Below are 20,140 nucleotides of genomic sequence, written 5' to 3' on the forward strand. Positions count from 1 at the left end.
CCACGGCATTTGCCTTGAAGGGGGCCCACAGTCAGGGGCCCTCTTTCTGCGATCGGAGACGCGTGCGAATCACTGACATCCAGCGCTGCGAGGTCCGGCCGGGCCGGCTCGTCGAGTGGACGCTGAGTCCGGCCACCGTCGCGGCGGCGACGGGACTGCCGGAGGACTCCCGGCCGCCGGCCTACATCCAGGAGTCGCACATCAGGACGGCCAAATGCGTACGGGACGGGGGGCTGTTCGTGCCGACCTGGCTCGGCACGGCCTTCGACATCCCGGGCCGTATCGACCTCGACGTGCTCCAGGACGCCCTGCGGGCCTGGACGGTACGGCACGAGACGCTGCGCAGCGGCTTCCGCTGGGCGGGCGGCTCGGACGACGAGCTGCGCCGGTTCACGCTGGGCGCCGGCGACGTGTCCCTGCACCGGGAGACGGTCGGCGACTTCGGCGACGCCGGCGCCCTGGCCGGGCACCTCCAGGACCGCTTCGACGCCGTCGCGGACGCCCTGCGCTGGCCGAACCTCATCTACACGGCGGTCGTCCGGGACGACTCGACCAGTGTGTACATGGCCTTCGACCACAGCAATGTGGACGCCTACTCCGTGCACGGCATCCCGGCCGAGATCCACGAGCTGTACTCGGCGGGCCTGGAGGAGCGCGGACCCGGAATCCGCACACCGCCCGCCAGTTACGTCGACTTCTGCGAGGTCGAGCGGGCGGACGCCGACCGCATCGACGGCAGTCATGAAATCGTCTCCCGCTGGCGGGAGTTCATCCGCCGGGGCGGCGGAACGCTGCCGGGTTTCCCCGTCGACCTCGGCCTGGAGCCCGGCGGTCCGCTGCCGCGGCAGAAGATGATCTGCGAACCGCTCGTCGACGCGGACACGGCCGCCGCGTTCGAGGCGTACTGCCGGTCCTACGGCGGCAGTCTGGTCGGCATGCTGGCGGCCACCGGCCTGATCGCGCACGAACTCGGCGGGCAGTCCGTGTACCGGACGGTGGTGCCGTTCCACACCCGGGTGAAGTCCCGGTGGAGCGACTCGGTGGGCTGGTTCGTCGGCGGCGCCCCGATCGAGGTACCGGTGTCCGGCACCTCCGACCTGCCGGGCACCCTGCGGGTCGTGCGGGGCGAACTTCAGGCCAGCCGGTCCCTGTCCCGGATGCCGCTGGCCCGGGTGCTGAGCCTGCTGGGCGCGGACTTCCGGCCGACCTCCCCCGACCTGTACTCGATCGTCTCCTTCCTCGACGCCCGTGGCATCCCCGGCGCCGACCGGTGGGCCGAGCTGAAGGCGTACGGGCTGCTGCGGGTGTCGTACGGCGACCAGGTGTGCGTGTGGGTCTCCCGGCTGCACGACGGCCTGTGGCTGGCCAGCCGCTACCCGGACACCGACGTGGCGGCCAAGAACATGCGGCTCTACGTCGAGCGGCTGAGAGATCTGGTCACGGCGGCAATTTCGTAACCCAACGGACATCACTGACCCTGGTCCGGAGCAACTTCCCCTTTCTACACTGCTGTTGAGGGGGGAATGCGGTGCACAGACGGTTGCACGGGCGCGGAGCGCTGTTCGACGTCGATCCGGCCGGTCTCGCTCCCCGGCTCGTGGGCCTGCGCCCCCACCAACACCGCAGTCATCCGTTCGAGCACCCGGGCGAGCTGCCCTTCGTGGTGCTCAGCGGTGCCCGCGGTCTGGGCAAGAGCGCAGTACTCGACGAGTTACGGGGCGCCTACAAGGGCCACACGCCGGTCGCGTTGATCGACTGCGCGGAGGAGCAGTTCACGGGGCCGCCCGCGGAGCGGCCCGCCGAGTCGTGGTCGCCCGTGGCGCAGGCGCTGCTGGTGATCGCCGAGCAGCTGGCGGCGCCGGTGACGGGCGCCGGGCGGATCACCTTTCCGCGGCTGATGTCGGGCCTGGTGGCGGTGGCCGCGAGCGGCTGGGGCGATGCCGACTCGGAGCGGATCCGCCGGGAGGTCGAGCGGATCCTGCTGCTGAACGAGAGCGGCTCCTGGATCAGCGGGCTGGCCGGACGCTGGGCCGGGAAGGTGGCGGCCAAGGTGGTCGCCGCGGCCACCGGCACCGGGCCGCTGCTGTCCGGCGCGATCGAGGCGACCCTGGAGTCCGTCGCCGAGGGCTTCACCAGCCGTCGGCACCAGAAGGCCTCGGTCTGGTACCGGACGTACCCCAACGCGGGCGGGCACGCCCAGCGCGGGCTCATGCTGCTGGCGGGCCACTTCCGGGCGGGCGGCACCTCCCGGGAGCACGCCGAGCGGTATCTGGTGCGGGCGCTGCTGGCCGACCTGACGGAGGCGTACGCGGGGGTGCTGCCGCGGATGCAGCGGCTCGGCCGGCCCCTGGTCCTGATCGACAACGCACAGACCGCGCCCGGCCCCGGGCTCGTGGAGGCCGTGCTGCGCGACCGTGCCGAGGGCATCGCGGACCAGGTGGCGTTCGTGGCGGCCCGGCGCGGCGAGGGCCGGGAGGAGCTGCGCAACGCGGTGCGGCGGGAGCTGCCCGAGGTGGCCCGGCGCAGCGACTGGGCGCCGGACGCGGCCCCCTCCTCGCGGGCGCTGCTCGTCGCGCTGCCCGCGCTGAGCCCGGACGACACCCTGCACATCATCGGCGCCGTCTGCGACGACACCCCGGTGCCGCCCCAGCTCCCGCATGCGACGCACCGGTTGACCGGCGGCAATCCGCTGGGCATCGTCCTGCTCGCCGAGTCCGCCGCGCAGAACCTGCCCGGGGCGTCCTCGCTGGGCGAGCTGCTCACGGCGGACGTACGGCCCGGCGCGGACCAGCCCGCGGTGCCCGCCCATCGGGCACTGCTGGACCGGCTGGTGCCCGCCGAGCAGCTGGACGAGCTGACCGTGCTGGCCGCGGCCCACGACCACGACTCGGCCTGCGCGCTGGCCGCGGCCCTGCTCCCGGACACCTTCGGCCCGGCGGACGTACGGGCCCTGCAGAACCGGCTGGCCGAGGAGGGGCTGCCGACCGTGCCGGGCCAGTTCGTCGGCGATCCCTTCGTCCGCACCCTGTTGCTGCTGAGGCTGCACCTGCGGGACGCCGACCACGCGTCGTGGCGTACGGCGCACGAGACGCTGATCGCGCACTACACGGAGCCCGAGCACGCCCGTTACCGGCTCCATCACGAACTGGCCCTGGGCGGCACGGAGTCGGCGATCACCCACCTGCGCGACACCTTTCCCACCCTGGACACCCGAGCGTGGCTGCGCACCCTGCGCTTCGTCGCGTCCGCGCCCTACTTCCACGCGCACGACGCCGAGGGCCGCGACTTCACCGGCGACCGGCGGGCCGCGATCGCGCTCGGCCGCACGGACGCCGCGCAGGAGCCGCCACCTGACGCGGACGCCGTACTGCATCTGCGGACAAGGCGGTTGCTGCACGCGGTGTGGCAGCTGGCCGACCCGCTGGCGCTGCCCGACCCGAAGGTGTGCGACCGGCTCCGCTTCGAGCTGGAGCAGCTGTCCAACCTGCGGCCCGCGGGCAACGCGCTGCTGTGGCGGGCGTCCCGGGACTGGCCGGCGGCGGCGCTCGCCGGGCGCCCCATGGACGACCCCGACGACCCCGGCGACCCCGGCGACCCCGGCGATGCGGACGACGGCCCGGACGACCGGAGCGGGGAGGCGTGATGGCGCGCAGAGGCGTGGGCACATGGATGCGCGAGAGCGTGTGGGAGATCCCGCTGCGCCGCTATCTGGCCCTGCTGGTCACGGCGGCCCTGGTGACCGGGCTGGTGTTCGCGGTCCGGACGCTCACGCACCAGGACCGCTCCTGTGCGGCCGGGGTGTCGCGGCCGCCGGACAGTGACGAGTGCGTGGGCGTGGCGACGGGCTCGTACGACTTCGGGCACGCCCAGCTCCGGGACGTCGTACGGGCGATCGCACGGGAGAACGACCGCCTCAAGCCAGGCGGTTACGTGACGGTGGCACTGCTGCTCCCGTACAGCTCCACCTCGGCGACCAACCTCAACGACATACAGCATCAGCTGCAGGGCGCCTACCTGGCGCAGTACCACGCCAACCACGACTCCAACGGGGAGGCGCCCGCGATCCGGCTGGTGCTGGCCAACCCGGGCGCGACCGGCGCCCACTGGCAGCAGACGGTGGACCGGCTGACCCGGATGGCGAAGGGCACGGACCGGCTGCGGGCCGTGGCGGGCATCGGGCAGAGCACCGACAACAACAAGAAGGCCGTCACGGCGCTGGCCCGGCGCGGGATCCCGGTGGTCGGCTCCTCGATCACCGCCGACGACCTGGCCAACGGTCAGGGCGGCAAGGACCCCTACCCCGGTCTTGCCCGGGTGTCGCCGACCAACACCGACGAGGCCCGTGCGCTGGCCTCCTTCGCCAAGGTGAGTTCGGGCAAGGCGCTACTGGTGTACGACAAGCCGGGCGACCCGTACACCCGGACGCTGCAGGAGTCGTTCGCGGCGCTGATCAAGGGCTCGCCGTACGAGCCGCAGCCGTTCACCCCGCCCGCCGACCGCAGCAAGGAGGGCACGACCGCGAACACCTTCCGGCAGATCACGCACCTGGTGTGCGACACCACCCGGGGCACGGACACGATCCTGTTCGCGGGACGGCACACGCAGCTGCGGCAGTTCATCAACGCGCTGGGCGGGCGCGGCTGCCAGGACCGCAAGTTCACGGTGCTGACCGGCGACGAGGCCTCGTACCTGACCCACGAGGGCGATCTGGACCGCGACGCCCTGCGCCACAACCTGTCCGTCCGCTACACCTCCCTCGCCCACCCGGACGCCTGGACGAAGGACCCCGCGAAGACGGGCGGCTCGGCGGCGGACTTCGCGGCGCTGCAGCGGCTGCTGTCGGCGGCCGAGCGCAAGCCGGCCGGGCCGATCGGCCCGGCCGCCCTGGACGACGGCCAGCTGATCATCGGCTACGACGCCCTGCAGCTGGCGGTGCACGGCATCCGCGAGGCCGTTCCGGACGGGCGGAACGTCCCGGCGCTCGCGGACGTCGGCCTGCAGTGGCCGCAGGTCAAGGGCTCGCTGCGGGTGAGTGGGGCGAGCGGCTGGATCTGTCTGGACGTGCACGGCAACCCGTACGACAAGGCCGTGCCGATCGTGGAGCTGACACCCGAGGGCGGCTCACGGTTCGTGAAGATCGCCTGGCCGGAGGGGAAGCCACCGGCCAAGGAGTGCCTGCCGCCGTCCTAGGGCTGCGAGGGTTCCAGGGTTTCGATGAGTCGTTCGAATCGGGAGCGCCAGCCGACCTCCGACTCCCGCTCCCCCTGGAACTCATGGGTGAAGCGCAGCACGCTCGCCGCGTCCCCGTCCCGCTCCAGGTGGAAGCGGACCCGGCCACCGCCCTCCACCGTGTACTCCGCCACCCGGTCCACGTCCCACGCCGTCACCTGACCGCTGCCCAGGTCACGCAGCGTGACCGCACCGCCGAGCCGGGGTTCGAGGACGTCGGCGGCGGTGAACCATCCCCCGAGGCCCGCGGGGGTGGCCACCGCGGCCCAGACCTCGTCCATGTGCCGTGGGATCCGCACCAGGAAGTGGAGTATGTGCGTGTTCCCGTGCGTCTGGCTGGTGCCCTGTTCGATGGAACCGCTCATGACACCAGCCTGAACCGTCCCGCAGGCTTCCGCACGTGGCTACGGGCGCTCGCCTACGACGAAGGCCGGCCCCTGTGACCTGAGTCAATAGGAACCGGCCTGCGGGTCAAGCGGCTCAGACGCCCGCGTAGGAGTGCTTGCCGCTCACGAAGATGTTGACGCCGTAGTAGTTGAACAGCCAGCAGCCGAAGGCGATCATCGCCAGATAGGCGGCCTTGCGGCCCTTCCAGCCGGCCGTGGCACGGGCGTGCAGGTAGCAGGCGTAGGCGACCCAGGTGATGAAGGACCAGGTCTCCTTGGGGTCCCAGTTCCAGTAGCGGCCCCAGGCGTCGCCCGCCCAGATCGCGCCCGCGATGATCGTGAACGTCCACAGCGGGAAGACGGCCGCGTTGACGCGATAGGCGAACTTGTCGAGCGAGGCGGAGGCGGGCAGCCGCTCGAGCACCGAGGTCGCGAAGCTGCCGGGCTTGCCGCCGGTCTGCAGCTTGTTCTCGTACGAGTCCTTGAACAGGTACAGGATCGTGGCGACCGCGCCGACGTAGAACACCGCGCCGCAGAAGATCGCGGTGGAGACGTGGATGTACAGCCAGTACGAGTGCAGGGCGGGAACCAGCTGGTCGCTGGCGGTGTACAGGACGGTGACGGCGAGACCGAGGTCCAGGAGGACCGTGGTGATCAGGAACAGCCCGAGCCAGCGCACGTTCTTCCTCAGCGCCAGCAGCCCGAGGTACACCCCGACCGCGACCGTGGAGAAGGTGATGTTGAACTCGTACATGTTGCCCCACGGCGCCCGCTCCACGGAGGCCGCGCGGGTGACGACCCCGACCAGCTCCACCAGGAAGGCGAGCACGGTCAGGGAGATGGCGATACGTCCGTAGAGGTCGCCCTGCTCGTCGCCGCCGTGCGCACCGGGGCCGTCCGGCACGTCCCGGGCGCCGGACACGGAGCGCACGACGACCTTGGGCCGCTCCAGTACGGCGGTACCTCCGGCCTGCTTCACCGTGACGGCAGGAGCCCCCGCCTTCCGCGCACCGTCGGTCGTGAGCGCGGCGGCCGTGCGGGCGACCTTGCTGCGGCTGCCGAAGAGCCATTCGGCGATGTACGCGAAGAAGGCCAGGGTGTAGACGGCCATGGACGAGTAGATCAGCGTGTTGCTGATGCTCGCCAGGTGTTCGTTGGTCGCGACGGCGAGATCGGTTGCGGCGGCGAGAGTCACTTCTCAGCCCCTTCGGCAGGTACGACTTGGGGGTCGGGGGATGCTTCGTTGGATGCTGAAGAGTCGTCGGGGCCGGGTGCTCCCGGCGCCTGGTCGTAGAGGGTTCCGGCGAGGTCGCCCAGCTCCTCGGGCACCTTGGCGGACTCGCTGCGGCCGAGACCGGCCATCTCGACGACCGTGACGCCGTCGGCGCCGCGCACCGCCCGCACCCATACTCGGCGGCGCTGGATGAACAACGAGGCGGCCAGTCCGAAGATCGCGGCGAAGGCACCGCCGAGCGCCCAGCCGCCGCCCGGCTCCTGGACGATCTCGAAGCCGGCCCACTCCTTGATGTCCTTCTCCAGGGTGATCGAGCCGGCACCGTTCGGCAGCTTCAGGGTCTGCCCGGGCTTGAGATTGCCCCTCAGCTGCCGGCCCTTGGAGTCCTTGAACGCCTTCATATGGGTCTTGTCGAGCTGGTACACGCTCTGCGGGATCCCCGAGTTGACGCCGAGGTCCCCGTGGTACGGCTCAAGGTTCAGCACCGGGTTCAGCAGTGCCGGGAACTGCGAGAGCACCGAGGCGCCCCCGCCGTAACTCGGCAGGAAGAAGGCCCGGACACCGAGCTGGTCCTTGTGGCCCTTGCCGTCCCGGTAGCCGTCCATCACCTTGATCACGCCCTGCGAGGTGATGTTGCCGTCGAGCGGCAGCAGCGGCACGGCGTCCTGGGAGACGATCTTGCCTCGGCCGTCGCGGACGGTGATGACGGGTGCGTAACCGTGGCTGACCAGGTAGACCTTGGCGTCGTCGATCTTCAGCGGCTCGTTGACCTTGACGGTGGTCGACTTCTGCTTGCCGTACGCGCCCTCACTGTAGGTGATGTTCGCCTGGAAGGTGCGCGGGGTGCCCCGGTTGGGGCCGCTGGCCTCGTAGGTGGCCCTGAAGTCCAACAGGTCGAAGCTGAACGGCGCGAGGTCGTCGTTCTGGAACATGCTGCCGGACTTGAAGTCGTCGTACATCGGCAGCGCGTTGGAGAAACCGTCGCCCTCCACCATCAGCTTGGTGCCGTCCGACTTGAACATCTGGCCCGAGGCGAAGGCGACCAGCAGCACGATCAGCGCGATGTGGAAGGCCAGGTTGCCCAGCTCCCGCACGTACCCCTTCTCGGCGGCGACCGCGTCATCGGCGAGATGGGCGCGGAAGCGGCGCTTCTTCAGCAGCGCGAGCGCGGCCTCGCGGACCTGCTCCGGCTCGGCGGTGGTGCGCCAGGTGGTGTACGCGGGCAGCCGGTCCAGCCGCCTGGGCGCGCCCGGCGGGCGGCCGCGCAGCTGGCCGACGAACTGCCAGGTGCGCGGGACGATGCAGCCGATGAGGGAGACGAACAGCAGGATGTAGATCGCGGAGAACCACACCGAGCTGTAGACGTGGAACAGGCCGAGCTTGTCGTAGACCGGCGCGAGCGTCTTGTGCGTCTGGCGGAACGCGTCGACCTTGGTGGCGTCGGCGCCGGTCTGGGGGATCAGCGAGCCGGGGATGGCGCCGAGCGAGAGCAGCAGGAGCAGCAGCAGCGCGACCCGCATGGAGGTCAGCTGCCGCCAGAACCAGCGGACCCAGCCGATGGTGCCCAGGCCCGGCAGGCCGGCGCTCTCCTCCTGTGGGGCGGTGGACAACTGGGAGCCGGCCGCCCCCAGGTCCTCCTGGTCCTGGCCGTTGTCGGTTTCGGTCTTGCTCATCGATCAGATCCCCACAGTGAAGCCGTCGGACCAGCCCTGCATCTCCTGTACGAGGCTGTCCCACGCCCCGGTCAGCAGCAGCACACCGGTCACGATCATCATCGTGCCGCCGATGCGCATCACCCAGACATAGTGGCGCTTGACCCAGCCGAAGGCACCGAGCGCCTTGCGGAAGGCGACCGCGGCGAGCACGAAGGGCACGCCGAGGCCGACACAGTAGGCGACCATCAGCACCGCACCGCGCCCGGCGCTGGACTCGTTCAGGGAAAGGATGTTCACCGAGGCGAGGGTCGGTCCGATGCAGGGCGTCCAGCCGACGCCGAACAGGGCACCGAGTATGGGCGCACCCACCAGGCCGGTCGCCGGCCGCTTGTGGAAGCGGAACTCTCGCTGGGTGAACCAGGGCATCAGGCCCATGAAGAACACACCCATGGCGATCATCAGCACGCCGAGCACCGTGGACAGAACGTCCTTGTGTTCCTGCAGGGTCCAGCCGAAGAAGCCGAACAGTGCCCCGCCGGAGATGAACACGGCGCTGAACCCGAGCACGAAGAGGGAGGCGCCGGCGACCATCCGTCCCCGCCTGGCGTCGGCCAGGTCGGTGCCGGCGACCCCGGTGACGTAGGAGAGGTAGCCGGGGACCAGCGGAAGCACGCAGGGCGAGAAGAAGGAGACGAGGCCGCCGAGCAGGGCGATCGGCAGGGCGACCAGCAGGGCACCGTTCTTCACGGTCTGGTTCTCCACGGCCAGCGTGACGAGTGCGCTCACGTCACTTCTCCGCGAGAACCGGCTTGAGCATCTTCACCAGGCCGGTGTCGTCGAGCGCCTCCAGCGCCCGCGCGGCGACCTTCCCGTCCTTGTCGATGACGAGCGTGGAGGGGACCAGCTGCGGGTTGAGCGTCCCCTTCTTGAAGCGGAGCATCAGCTTGCCCGTCGGGTCGTACAGGCTCGGGTAACCGATCCCGTGCTCCTCCTCGAAGGCGACCGCGGGGGTCGTGCTGGTGTCCCGGGTGTTGATGCCGACGAACTGCACACCCTTGCCCTCGTACGCCTTGGAGACCTTGGCGAAGTACTGGGCCTCCTCCCGGCACGGCCCGCACCAGGAGCCCCAGACGTTGATGACGACGACCTTGCCCTTGTAGTCGGCGACGTCGAGGGCCTTGCCGTCGATGGTCCGGCCGGACAGGTCGGGTGCCGTGGCCCGCTTGCCCTGGGGGGCGGTGTCGATGCCGTTGTTGCCGGTCACGAAGTTGGTGTTGCCGCCCCCGCCGGAGGTGCCGCCGTTGCCGCACGCGGACAGGGTCAGGGCCGCGGCTGCGGCCACGGCGCCGAGCAGGACGGCGCGGCTACGGGTACTCATGTGAAAAGTTTCGCATGCCTGTTCCGCGGATCTCGCGCACCCCCCTGGCGGGCGGAAACCCGCATTTCAGGCGGCATTTACTCCGGACATTTCAGGCAGCGTTCGAGGACGCCGACTTGGTGTCCCGCAGGAACTCCTTCCAGCCACCGGACGGCTCCTGCCCGACCTCCAGCGTGCGCAGCTTGGCCAGCACCTCCGGCTTCTGGACGTCCATCCAGTCCACGAACTGCCGGAAGGAGACGAGGCGTACGTCCGCGCCCTTCTCCTTCTCCCGCGCGATGTGCTTGAAGGCCTCCTCGACGGAGTCCATGTAGATGCCGCCGTTCCACTGCTCGAAGTGGTTGCCGACGAAGAACGGTGCCCGGTTTGTCTTGTATGCCCGCTCGAATCCCTGGATGTACGCCTGCGCGGACTGCTTCCGCCAGCCCGGGTAGTTGTAGGAGGGCGCCTTGGTCGAGTTGACCGACTGGTTGGCGAGCATGTTGTAGTCCATGGACAGGACCTCGAAGGAATGTCCGGGGAAAGGTATCTGCTGCAACGGCAGGTCCCAGATCCCCATCCGCTTCACCGGCCACACCTGGCGCCCGCCCGGCGAGGAGGCGTCGTAGCGCCAGCCCAGTTCGCGGGCGGTGGGCAGCAGGTTGTTCTGGCCCAGCAGACAGGGCGTACGGCCGCCTACCAGCTCCTTGTCGTAGTCGAACGGCAGCGAGGGCAGATCGGTCCAGCCGCTGTTGGTCCGCCACTCCTTCACGAACGCCTTGGCCTGCTGGATCTCGCTCCGCCACTGCTGCGGGGTCCAGTTGCCGACCGTGCCGGTCCCCGCACAGAAGTGCCCGTTGAAGTGGGTGCCGATCTCGTGCCCCTCCAGCCAGGCCCGGCGCACATTGGTGAGCGTGGCCTTGATGTGCGGGTCGCTGAGGTAGCCGATGTCGGAGGCGCCGCGCGGGTTGTTCGGCGGCTCGTACATCCGCTTCTTCGACTCGGGCAGCAGATACAGCCCCGAGAGGAAGAAGGTCATGCTCGCGCCGTGCTCCTTGGCCAGGTCGAGGAAGCGCGGGAAGAGCCCGTTGCCCACCTCACCGGCGCCGTCCCAGGAGAAGATCACGAACTGCGGCGGGGTCTGGCCGGGCGCCAGCGGCTCGGGCTTGGCCGGCTGGTGCGGCTGCTTGCCGGTGAACGACGTGGAGCCGTCGCCTATGGGCCGCGCCGGAGGGGCCGAGCTCCCGCCGTGCTTCCCGCCGCCCGCTCCGCCCGAGTTCCCGGAACCGGATGCGTGTCCGCCGCCGTCCGAGGACTTGAGAGACCCGCAGCCGGCGAGTCCGGCGGCGGCCGCCGCGCCCGCGCCGAGGCCGAGTATTCCCCTCCGGGAAAGGGTCCGGGAGAAGATGCGCATGGAGATCCCCGATTCGTCACGCCTGCTGTGGTCACCCAGTCAGAGGGCATGACGATCGGGGAGGTTCCGCTCATTCTTATGCTTTTCGTAACGGATCCGACAAAAGTGCGCTAAGCGCCTTCAAACGGACCGTCAGAAACTGCCGGGCATCAGGCGCCGAAGGCCTTGCTCTTCCCCTTGGCCGGGTTGGCTCCGGCACGGAGGTGAGCCGGAACCAGGTCGAGGGCGGGCTCGGTGTAGCCGACGGAGACGATCCTGTCACCCAGGTATGTGAAAGTCGTCAGCGAGGCGAGCGTGCACTGCCGCTTGCGCGGGTCGTGCCACAGCCGCCGCTTCTCGACGTACGACCGCACGGTCCAGATCGGCAGCTGATGGCTGACCAGCACCGCCTCGTGCCCGCGGGCCTGGTCCTTGGCCGCGTGCAGGGCGCCCATCATCCGTACGACCTGGTCGATGTACGGCTCGCCCCAGGACGGCTTGAAGGGGTTGAAGAGGTGCTTCCAGTTGTCGGGCTTGCGCAGCGCGCCGTCCCCGACCCCGAAGGTCTTGCCCTGGAAGACGTTGTCGGCCTCGATGAGCCGCTCGTCGGTGGCGAGGTCGAGCCCGTGCACCTTGGCGATCGGGGTGGCGGTCTCCTGCGCGCGCTCCAGCGGGGAGGCGACCACATGCGTCACGTCGCGCGAGGAGAGGTGCTCGGCGACCCGGTCGGCCATCTGCCGGCCCAGCTCGGACAGGTGGTAGCCGGGCAGTCGCCCATACAGGATCCCGTCCGGGTTGGCGACCTCGCCGTGCCGCATGAGGTGGACGACGGTGATGTCCTTTTCGCTGCCGTTGTTGCTCACGCGGTCGCCTCCGCAGCGGCCCGGGCCGCCGCCGGAAGGGCGTCGGCGATCTTCTGGATGGCCCGTTCGTCGTGGGCCGTGGACACGAACCAGGACTCGAAGGACGACGGCGGCAGATAGACGCCGTTCGACAGCAGCGAGTGGAAGAAGGCGGTGAAGCGGAAGGACTCCTGCCGCTTGGCGTCCTCGTAGTCCCGCACCTGCCGGTCGGTGAAGAACACCGAGAACATGTTGGAGGCGGTCTGCAGCCGGTGCGCCACGCCTTCCTTGCTCAGTGCCTCGGTGACGAGCGACCGGATCTGCTCGGAGACCGCGTCGACCTTGTCGTACGCGGCGTCGTCGAGCAGCCGCAGCTGGGCGAGCCCGGCGGCGGTGGCGACCGGGTTCCCGGAGAGGGTGCCGGCCTGGTAAACGGGCCCGGCAGGCGCGAGGTGGGCCATGACATCGGCACGGCCGCCGAAGGCGGCGGCGGGGAACCCACCGCCCATGACCTTCCCGAAGGTCATCAGATCAGGCTTGACCCCGTCGATCCCGTACCACCCGGCCCGGCTGGTCCGGAAGCCCGTCATGACCTCATCGGAAATGAACAGGGCGCCGTTCTTCTGACAGGCGTCCTTGAGCCCCTGATTGAACCCGGGGGCCGGCGGCACGACGCCCATGTTGCCGGGCGAGGCTTCCGTGATGACACAGGCGATCTCGCCCGGGTGCCGGTGGAAGGCCTCCTGCACCGCTTCGAGATCGTTGTACGGCAGCACGATCGTGTCCCCGGCCTGGGCGCCGGTGACACCGGGAGTGTCGGGCAGCGCGAAGGTCGCGACCCCGCTCCCCGCAGCCGCGAGCAGCGAGTCCACATGCCCGTGGTAGCACCCGGCGAACTTGATCACCTTGGACCGCCGGGTGAACCCACGAGCGAGCCGGATGGCCGACATCGTGGCCTCGGTCCCGCTGCTGACGAGCCGCACCTGCTCCACGGGCTCCACCCGGGCGACGATCTCCTCGGCGAGCGCGACCTCGCCCTCACCGGGCGTGCCGAAGGAGGTACCGCGCGCGACGGCCTCCTGGACGGCGGCGATGACCTCGGGGTGTGAATGCCCCAGAATCATCGGCCCCCAGGAGCACACCAGGTCGACGTACTCCCGCCCGTCGGCGTCGGTCAGGTACGGTCCCGTGCCGGAGACCATGAAACGGGGCGTGCCGCCCACGGCACGGAAGGCGCGGACCGGGGAGTTCACGCCGCCCGGCGTGACGACGGACGCACGGTCGAAGAGCGCCTGCGAGGCGGGCGCTTCATAGGGATGGGGCAGTTCGCTCATGGCACTCATGACGTGCGACTTCTCCGCCTTTTCGGACTCCGGTTGCGTGATGACCTCCTCAGGGTAGGCCGCGGCTCGGTCCGCGAGCGGCCGACCTCAAGATCGAAACTGTGGCATCTGCGAGACTGAGAGCTGATACACACAGCTCATGCGGCACGTAGTAGTCAGAGACCGTTGAAGATCCCGCGGACTGGTGTTTCACCGCACGTTTCGGCGGGCGGCCGTGGGGGAGGTCACTGACACGATGATCGGGTTGCGCGGCGGGGGCCACGCGTCCTAGAAAAGCAGTCGGGTGGAGATATGCATCGCGGTGGCGGACTGGGCGAGGGGACTGATGACCTGGGTCCTCGACGTGCCCGGCGGGGAAGGCACCGGCGCGACGCGGAGGAAACGACAGAAGCACGTCAGACTGACGCACGTCAGGCACAGGGCGTACCGAGTGAGCCCGAGCGGTACGACCGGCAGCTCGACCGGCCGCTGGACCAGCATCTGGACCGGCCGGTCGACAGCCGGCTCGACCGCCGGGCCGACCGTCTCCGGGCGGGGAGCAGAAATGGTGGTCGAGTGGGGGTGACGTACAAATACTTCGGCGCGCCGGACGGCGCGACCGCGGCCCGCGTTCCCATCTCGATGCGCCCCGAGGAACTCGGCGGCGACGAGCTGGGCATGAACGGCATGTTCACCAAGATCAAGCCCGAGACGATGGCCGCGATGGTGCTGACCGGCATCGAGGGCGTACCCCTGCACAAGGTGCCGCCTCTGGAGCTGGTCGTCCTGCACCCCGACTACGCGGTCGTCAAGCTCCCCATGACGGTCGTCGACCCCCTCCGCGGCATCGGCGAGGAAGCGGTGGGCGCGGCGGCGTTCATCTGGTCGACGGTCCCGGACCGGGGTGGTCCGCGGGATGCGTTCAATGTGTACCAGTTGCTGCACGAGTGGCAGGATTTTTCGCATCGGTTGCATGAGGCGGGGCATCAGCCGTATTGCCTGGTCTGGCCCTGACCTGAGGATTTACCGGGTCTGACCATCGGCTGCATGCACCGCCACCACACCGGCCGTGTGATCCGCCAAGCCCGTGCCGAGGCTCTGGGAGGGGCTCTGGGAGCAAACGTCTTCGACGCTCTCCCAGGAGGTCCGCCATGATGGCCACCATGCGCATCCGCATCCACGCCGTCCAGCTGCCCGGCCGCATTTTTGCGTCCGGGGCATCCGCCGACGGCGGCCCGACGGAGTACCGCGACATTCATGTCGCCGTGCAACGCCGCGATCGCCGGGACGAGCTCCTCGATCTGCATCCCGGCGACGCCCCCTTTGCGACCTGGACCCTGGAGTGCACCGCCACGGCCTCGCCGAACGGCGTCGACGTCAGAGGGCCGTACGTACAAGGGCGCCCGGGAGGGCGCTTCATCTATCTGTCGTGGGGCGCCGTCGACGGCGCCGGCACCTTCACGATGTTCCGCCGCGCCAAGCTCATGCTCGACGCCGTGCCCACCGACGTGCTCGACGCCGCCGCCCGCACGGGCCTGCTGCTCGGGCGTCTCGGTCTGACCGACGCGTGCGGCGGACCCTTGTGCGCCCGCGTCGTCCCTCCGGCCGTCACCTGGACCGCGGAACCCGCCGACTAGAACGCTTGGACGCTTGGAGCCCGTCTTCACGAGGACACCTGCTGACGGCGCGCGAGAGACTCCCGTGCCGTACGGGCAGGCAAGCGTCACCGGCAGCCAACGACCGGCCCACCGAAGGGATTCGGCCAACGATCGGTTAGCCTCACCGCTCATGCGCGGAAAGAGACTCATAGTGGCCGGAGTGACGGCGATCCTCCTGGGCGGGCTGGGGGCATGCTCCAGCGGGAGCGACGGGGGCCCGAAGTATGTCGACGCCGGCGGGAGCGGCGCCGACGCCGCCCAGACCGGCCGGCCGAGCACGGACGCGGGTGCGAACACGGACACGGACACCGTCTCCGGGCTGCGGGACACGGTCCGCCACCTCTCCGCGAAGACCGCCCGGGCCACCCGCCCGCACCTGGTCAGGAAGTGCACCACCGGCACGCGGCGGGTCAGGCACACGTCCAGCAGCGGAACGGGCACCAAACGCAAGACCCGCACCTGGTACAGCACCGAGCACTACCGGGACTGCAAGAAGGTCCGCAGCGGCACGGAAACGTACCGGCGCCTCGTCCGGCCGGAGAAGTGGTGCGTGCGCCTGGACGACGTGGACGGCGTCAGGACGAGGGACGACGTCTGGTACGAGGTGACCGACGTGACCTACCGGGACGCTCTCGGCACGGACGAGCACGCCCGGATGGAGTTCACCCCGGCGGGCACCGGCTGCTGAACACCCGCCCGGTCCTCGTCATGCGGAGAGGCTGCGGACGAAGCCCGGCTCGAGGTGCTTCTCGGGCAGCGCTTCGGGGAGTTGCTCCCGGTCGAGGACGTCGCCTCGGCGGTGCGGGAAGGGCGGCCCGGGCTGTCGGCCCCGCCGCTGCGCTCACTCGTTCGGGGCACCCGTCGATGCGCCTGCGTGCGTCCGGGAGCGCGGACGCCGGAGTGTGCGCACCGTGGGAGCTATGACCTGGGACGACGGTGAACAACGATGATCGTGTCGGTGGTGTCGATGCCCGGCGGGATCACCACTCGTACGAGCCTGTCGGAGGCACGCGAGCGCCTCGCCACATCCGACTTCCTGCTCGCCGACGTCCAACTGCCCGGCGAGCCGGCGGCTGCGGAACCTACGGTCGTCGGCCTGCTCGGTCTGGAGGCCGAGAGTCCGCCCTGGTTCGGCAGGGCGGGTGAGCCGGCGCGGGCCGAATTCCTCGGCGACAGAGCCGGTTTCGTCGTACCCGTGGTCGATGAGGGCCGAGTGGCCCATGTGCACGTTCTGGTGACGGAGCGGCACCTGGTCACGCTCCACCGGGGGCCGGCCAGGCCGCTCGAGGGTCTCATCGCACGGCTGGGACAGGAGAACCCGCCCGACGTCGTGGCTGTGCTGTTCCTGCTGCTGCAGGAGGCCCTGGACACGTTCCGCCGTACCGCGGTGGCGGACCTCCTGGAGGTGGAGGACCTGGAGGACGCGATGTTCGAGCAACGACGCCCCGAGCAGGTCTACCGTCTGGCCCGGCTGCGGCGGCGTGCCGCGCGTCTGCACCACTTCCTGCTGCCCTACCTCCAGGCGACCGACGAGGTCCTCGCCCGCAGGATGCTGAACCGCAGCTTCCCTGAGGAGCGGCAGCACCTCGCCCGGGAGTTCCAGCACGCCGCCCGGCTGGTGCTCACCGACATCGAGTCCCTGCAGGAGGCCACCCGGCGGGCCTTCGCCAGCTACTCCTCCCTGGTGGCGGGCGAGCAGAACGGCGTGATCAACCGGCTGGCCATCGTGTCGACGATCTTCCTCCCGCTGTCGTTCCTGACCGGGTACTTCGGGATGAACTTCAGCTACCTGACGGACGAGATCGAGAGCAGAGCCGTCTTCTGGCTGCTCGCCGTCGCCCTGCAGGCGGGCGTCCTGTTCCTCGCCCTCTACGTGCTGCACCGCACCCGCATCTGGAGAAGGCTCCGTGAGGACGAGAGCCTGAAGGAACGGTGAGCCCGGCGGCCGTGACGCGCCCAGGCGTCATTCGGGTGCGATGGAGAAGCTCCGCCACGGGCCGTAGGCCGGGACCACCTCGTCCGAGGACTGCATGGTCAGGTAGATGCTCGCCCCGCCCGGCGGCACGGTGCAGTCGGGTGTCGCGTAGAGGAGAAGGTTGCTCTGCGTGTAGTTGTTGACGCGGGTCACGCCCTCGCGGAAACGATGGCACCCGTGGACCGACGGGTTCGAGATGGTCTCCACCGGCCGGACATCGTTCCGCGCCACGATCTGGCCGGACGCCTGATCCTGGCAGGCGGTCAGCGCGATGCCGAGCACCGCTGTGCCGGTGAGCGCGGCCAGCCGCCGTGAAGCACGCATCGGGCCTCCTGTGCCGGGACGGGGAACCGGCTGGGACGTGGTCCCATCACCACTATCCGACAGAGCGGGCGGATGCGCCCGACGGGGACGACCGCCGCGGCGCGGACACGGTCAGCCGTCCGGCGCCGCTCGGCCCGAACGGTCGTCCCGGGGCGGCGTCACCACGTTGGCCAGGGGCTCACCGGCCGCGTACCGGGCCAGCTGGGCGCGGACCAGCGCCAGGGCGCGCGGGAGAAAGGCAGAGGTGTGGGCGGCCATATGAGGGCTGATCAGTGTGTTGGGTGCCGTCCACAGCGGGTGCCCGGGCGGCAGCGGCTCCGGGTCCGTCACATCGAGTGCCGCGCAGAGCCGCCCGGACCGCACCTCAGCGACCAGTGCGCCGGTGTCCACGACCGGTCCCCGGCCGATGTTGACCAGCAGGGCACCGTCCTTCATCCGGGCCAGGAACCGTGCGTCGACCAACCCGCGGGTGGCGTCGGTGAGGGGCACGGTCAGCACCACCACGTCGGCCCGTGGCAGCAGGGACGGCAGCTCCTGCAGGGTGTGCACGGGGCCCCGGGACGTCTGCCGCGCGGTACGGGCCACCCGCAGGATGCTGCACTCGAAGGGCGCCAGCCGGGCCTCGACGGCGGCACCGATGGACCCGTAGCCGACCAGCAGAACCGTTCGGTCGGCCAGCGCGGGCCAGAATCCGGATGTCCAGCGCTGTGCGTCCTGGGCCCGGACGAAGTCGGGGATGCCACGCAGTGAGGCCAGCGTCAGCGCCGCCGCATGTTCGGCGGCGCTCGTGGAGTGGACGTGTCTGGCGTTGCAGAGCGTGACGCCGTCGGGCAGATGCGGCAGCACGTCGTCCACGCCGGCGCTCAGCGACTGCACCACCCGCAGGCCGGGCAGCGCCGCCAGCAGGGGCAGCGCCGCGCCGGTGAACGTGTAGGGGATGACGAAGAACTCGACGGACTCCACCCGCGGGCCGGCGGGGGGCCGTCCGGTGCCGTCCCAGACCAGCGCGGGCCACCCCGAGGGCAGACCGTCGAGCTCGGCCGGCGTGAACGGCATCAGGACCCTGGCCCGGTCGGGCGTCTCGACGGAAGTCATCGGCTGGACTCCAAGCCTGACGGCCGAATGCCCGGGCTGTCGGAGCCGGTCGGCCGCCCAGCGAACGGTTCGCGCACACGGCGCGTTTCGGGATATCGGGCGATAGTGGACAGGTACCAGTGTTCCCCCGTCACCTCAGGGAGGCCCGTTGGCCAGGCCGGTCGACGGTTCGCGGGTGCTGATCGTGATGGGCGTGTCGGCGTCCGGCAAGTCCACCGTCGGAGCGCATCTCGCACAGCAGCTCGGTGTGCCGTTCATGGAGGGCGACGACCTCCACCCCGCGGCGAACCGCGCCAAGATGGCATCCGGACACCCGCTCGACGACGCCGACCGGCGGCCCTGGCTGGCGGCGCTCGCGGAGTGGATCCGAACCACCGCGGCGAGCGGACAGGGGGGTGTCGCCACCTGTTCCGCGCTCAAGCGCGCCTACCGCGACCAGTTCCGGCGTACGGGAGCGGACGTGTGGTTCGTGTACCTGGCTCTGGACCATGCGGTGGCCGCGGAGCGGATCGCACGCCGGAAGGGGCACTTCATGCCCCCGCAGCTGCTCGACTCCCAGTACGACACCCTGGATCCGCTGCACGCCGACGAACCGGGCGTCACCATCGATGCGTCCGGCAGCCCGGAGCAGGTCCTGGCGGCCGCGCTGCGCGCCGTGTGCGAGCCGGACCGGTAGCAGGCGCCTCCCGGGAGGTTAGGGATGGATCTGGTCCACTTCCGCGTCGTCGTGCCGCCCGCGCTCACCCGGCCGGTCGTCGACCTGCTCGCCTCGCACGATCGCGTCCTCAACCTCGTGGTCGTACGAGCGGCCCACGCTCCGGGCGGTGACGCGCTGGAGTGCGACGTGCTGAGGGGCGTCGCGAACGGCGTGCTGGCGGACCTGCGCGAGCTGGGTGTCGACCGTACGGGGTCGATCGCCGTCGACGACGTCGACATGATGTTCTCGCAGCACGCCGAACAGATGGAGGCCGACCAGCCGAGCGCGCTCGTCCACGCGCCGCTGTGGGCCGCGGTCGAGGCCCACATCCGGGCTGAGGGGACCTATCCGCCGTCCTTCTATCTGTTCCTGGTCATCGCCGGGCTGATCGGCTCGGTCGGCATCATGACGAACTCGCAGATCCTCATCGTGGCGGCCATGGTGGTGGGCCCCGAGTACAACGCGATCACCAGCGTCGCCCTCGGCCTCGACCGCCGTAACCGTCGCAGGGTGCGGGAGGGAGTGCGTGCGCTGACGGCCGGGTTTTCGCTGGCCACCGTTGTCACTCTGGGTTTCGCCGCGCTGGCGCGGGCCTTCCACCTGCAGTCCGAGGCGTTCGAACTGGGGCTGCGGCCCGTCTCCCACCTCATCGACACGCCCGACTTCTTCTCCGTCGCCGTCGCCGTCCTCGCCGGCATCGTCGGCATCGTCTCGCTCACCGAGGCACGCGGCAGCGCCCTGCTCGGCGTGTTCATCTCCGTGACCACGATTCCCGCCGCCTCGGACATCGCCGTCTCGCTCGCCTTCGCCGACTGGGACCAGGCCTGGGGCTCGCTGCTCCAGCTGCTGGTCAACGTGGTCGTACTCGTGGCCGTCGGCGTCCTCACGCTGCGTCTGCAGCGGCGCCTGTGGCACCGCGCGGCTCGCCGCGGTGCCGCACAGGGGCAGCGCGGGTGAAAGCGGACGGTGCCCG

At 70.3% G+C, this 20,140-nt stretch carries 19 protein-coding genes; 9 read left to right on the plus strand and 10 right to left on the minus strand.

What is annotated here, in order from left to right; translation table 11 throughout:
• Positions 1-62: 62 nt before the first annotated feature.
• The 3 genes from ACIRU3_RS02650 (at position 63) to ACIRU3_RS02660 (ending at position 5,190) form a co-directional block, all read left to right on the plus strand.
• Entirely contained in the window at positions 63-1,457 is a 1,395-nt protein-coding gene (locus tag ACIRU3_RS02650) for a condensation domain-containing protein (protein WP_404050266.1), read from the plus strand.
• A 71-nt stretch (positions 1,458-1,528) separates the two neighbouring features.
• The gene (locus ACIRU3_RS02655) at positions 1,529-3,643 is read left to right on the plus strand and encodes a hypothetical protein (RefSeq protein ID WP_404050269.1); all 2,115 of its coding nucleotides are present in this window, start codon (positions 1,529-1,531) and stop codon (positions 3,641-3,643) included.
• On the plus strand, positions 3,643-5,190 hold the full coding sequence (locus ACIRU3_RS02660; RefSeq protein ID WP_404050271.1) for a hypothetical protein: 1,548 nt from the start codon (positions 3,643-3,645) through the stop codon (positions 5,188-5,190). Before ACIRU3_RS02655 ends, ACIRU3_RS02660 begins: the two co-directional genes overlap by 1 nt.
• On the opposite strand, the gene ACIRU3_RS02665 is transcribed toward ACIRU3_RS02660, so the two are convergent.
• The 8 genes from ACIRU3_RS02665 to hemL form a co-directional block, all read right to left on the minus strand.
• Positions 5,187-5,594, minus strand: coding sequence for a hypothetical protein (locus tag ACIRU3_RS02665; RefSeq protein ID WP_404050274.1), 408 nt, complete (start codon positions 5,592-5,594; stop codon positions 5,187-5,189). The genes ACIRU3_RS02660 and ACIRU3_RS02665 overlap by 4 nt on opposite strands.
• Before the next feature lie 115 nt (positions 5,595-5,709).
• Complete coding sequence (gene ccsB / locus ACIRU3_RS02670) at positions 5,710-6,810, minus strand: c-type cytochrome biogenesis protein CcsB (RefSeq protein WP_404050277.1); 1,101 nt, start codon at positions 6,808-6,810, stop codon at positions 5,710-5,712.
• Positions 6,807-8,522 (minus strand): cytochrome c biogenesis protein ResB, encoded by a 1,716-nt coding sequence (locus ACIRU3_RS02675; RefSeq protein WP_404050279.1) that lies wholly within the window; start codon positions 8,520-8,522, stop codon positions 6,807-6,809. The genes ccsB and ACIRU3_RS02675 overlap by 4 nt, the downstream gene beginning before the upstream one ends.
• Before the next feature lie 3 nt (positions 8,523-8,525).
• Positions 8,526-9,290, minus strand: coding sequence for a cytochrome c biogenesis CcdA family protein (locus tag ACIRU3_RS02680; RefSeq protein ID WP_404050282.1), 765 nt, complete (start codon positions 9,288-9,290; stop codon positions 8,526-8,528).
• Position 9,291: 1 nt separating this feature from the next.
• Positions 9,292-9,882 carry a TlpA family protein disulfide reductase gene (locus ACIRU3_RS02685; RefSeq protein ID WP_404050284.1) on the minus strand — a complete coding sequence of 197 codons (591 nt, stop codon included), beginning with the start codon at positions 9,880-9,882 and terminating at the stop codon, positions 9,292-9,294.
• 91 nt (positions 9,883-9,973) lie between these two features.
• Positions 9,974-11,275 (minus strand): hypothetical protein, encoded by a 1,302-nt coding sequence (locus ACIRU3_RS02690; RefSeq protein WP_404050287.1) that lies wholly within the window; start codon positions 11,273-11,275, stop codon positions 9,974-9,976.
• 149 nt (positions 11,276-11,424) lie between these two features.
• Positions 11,425-12,072, minus strand: coding sequence for a histidine phosphatase family protein (locus ACIRU3_RS02695; protein ID WP_404050552.1), 648 nt, complete (start codon positions 12,070-12,072; stop codon positions 11,425-11,427).
• Between the two features lie 41 nt (positions 12,073-12,113).
• Positions 12,114-13,430 carry a glutamate-1-semialdehyde 2,1-aminomutase gene (gene hemL, locus ACIRU3_RS02700; RefSeq protein ID WP_404050554.1) on the minus strand — a complete coding sequence of 439 codons (1,317 nt, stop codon included), beginning with the start codon at positions 13,428-13,430 and terminating at the stop codon, positions 12,114-12,116.
• 564 nt (positions 13,431-13,994) lie between these two features.
• On the opposite strand from hemL, the gene ACIRU3_RS02705 reads away from it, so the two are divergent.
• From ACIRU3_RS02705 to ACIRU3_RS02720, 4 genes are all read left to right on the plus strand, one after another.
• Entirely contained in the window at positions 13,995-14,432 is a 438-nt protein-coding gene (locus ACIRU3_RS02705; RefSeq protein ID WP_003974483.1) for a hypothetical protein, read from the plus strand.
• A gap of 137 nt (positions 14,433-14,569) precedes the next feature.
• Positions 14,570-15,055 carry a DUF5990 family protein gene (locus ACIRU3_RS02710; protein ID WP_404050289.1) on the plus strand — a complete coding sequence of 162 codons (486 nt, stop codon included), beginning with the start codon at positions 14,570-14,572 and terminating at the stop codon, positions 15,053-15,055.
• A gap of 151 nt (positions 15,056-15,206) precedes the next feature.
• Positions 15,207-15,764 carry a hypothetical protein gene (locus ACIRU3_RS02715; protein WP_404050293.1) on the plus strand — a complete coding sequence of 186 codons (558 nt, stop codon included), beginning with the start codon at positions 15,207-15,209 and terminating at the stop codon, positions 15,762-15,764.
• A 258-nt stretch (positions 15,765-16,022) separates the two neighbouring features.
• Complete coding sequence (locus ACIRU3_RS02720; protein ID WP_404050295.1) at positions 16,023-17,012, plus strand: CorA family divalent cation transporter; 990 nt, start codon at positions 16,023-16,025, stop codon at positions 17,010-17,012.
• Positions 17,013-17,039: 27 nt separating this feature from the next.
• Here ACIRU3_RS02720 and ACIRU3_RS02725 read toward each other — a convergent pair whose 3' ends face one another.
• Positions 17,040-17,375, minus strand: a complete 336-nt coding sequence (locus ACIRU3_RS02725; protein WP_404050298.1) for a hypothetical protein — start codon at positions 17,373-17,375, stop codon at positions 17,040-17,042.
• A 111-nt stretch (positions 17,376-17,486) separates the two neighbouring features.
• A complete protein-coding gene (locus ACIRU3_RS02730) occupies positions 17,487-18,470 on the minus strand; it encodes a 2-hydroxyacid dehydrogenase (protein WP_404050301.1) in 984 nt (327 codons plus the stop codon).
• A 187-nt stretch (positions 18,471-18,657) separates the two neighbouring features.
• Here ACIRU3_RS02730 and ACIRU3_RS02735 point away from each other — a divergent pair, with 187 nt between their 5' ends.
• Both ACIRU3_RS02735 and ACIRU3_RS02740 read left to right on the plus strand, forming a co-directional pair.
• Positions 18,658-19,146, plus strand: coding sequence for a gluconokinase (locus ACIRU3_RS02735; protein ID WP_404050557.1), 489 nt, complete (start codon positions 18,658-18,660; stop codon positions 19,144-19,146).
• 24 nt (positions 19,147-19,170) lie between these two features.
• The gene (locus ACIRU3_RS02740) at positions 19,171-20,124 is read left to right on the plus strand and encodes a DUF389 domain-containing protein (RefSeq protein ID WP_404050303.1); all 954 of its coding nucleotides are present in this window, start codon (positions 19,171-19,173) and stop codon (positions 20,122-20,124) included.
• The last annotated feature ends 16 nt before the right edge of the window (positions 20,125-20,140 follow it).

The sequence above is a fragment of the Streptomyces sp. NPDC101151 genome (assembly GCF_044768335.1).
Classification (GTDB): domain Bacteria; phylum Actinomycetota; class Actinomycetes; order Streptomycetales; family Streptomycetaceae; genus Streptomyces.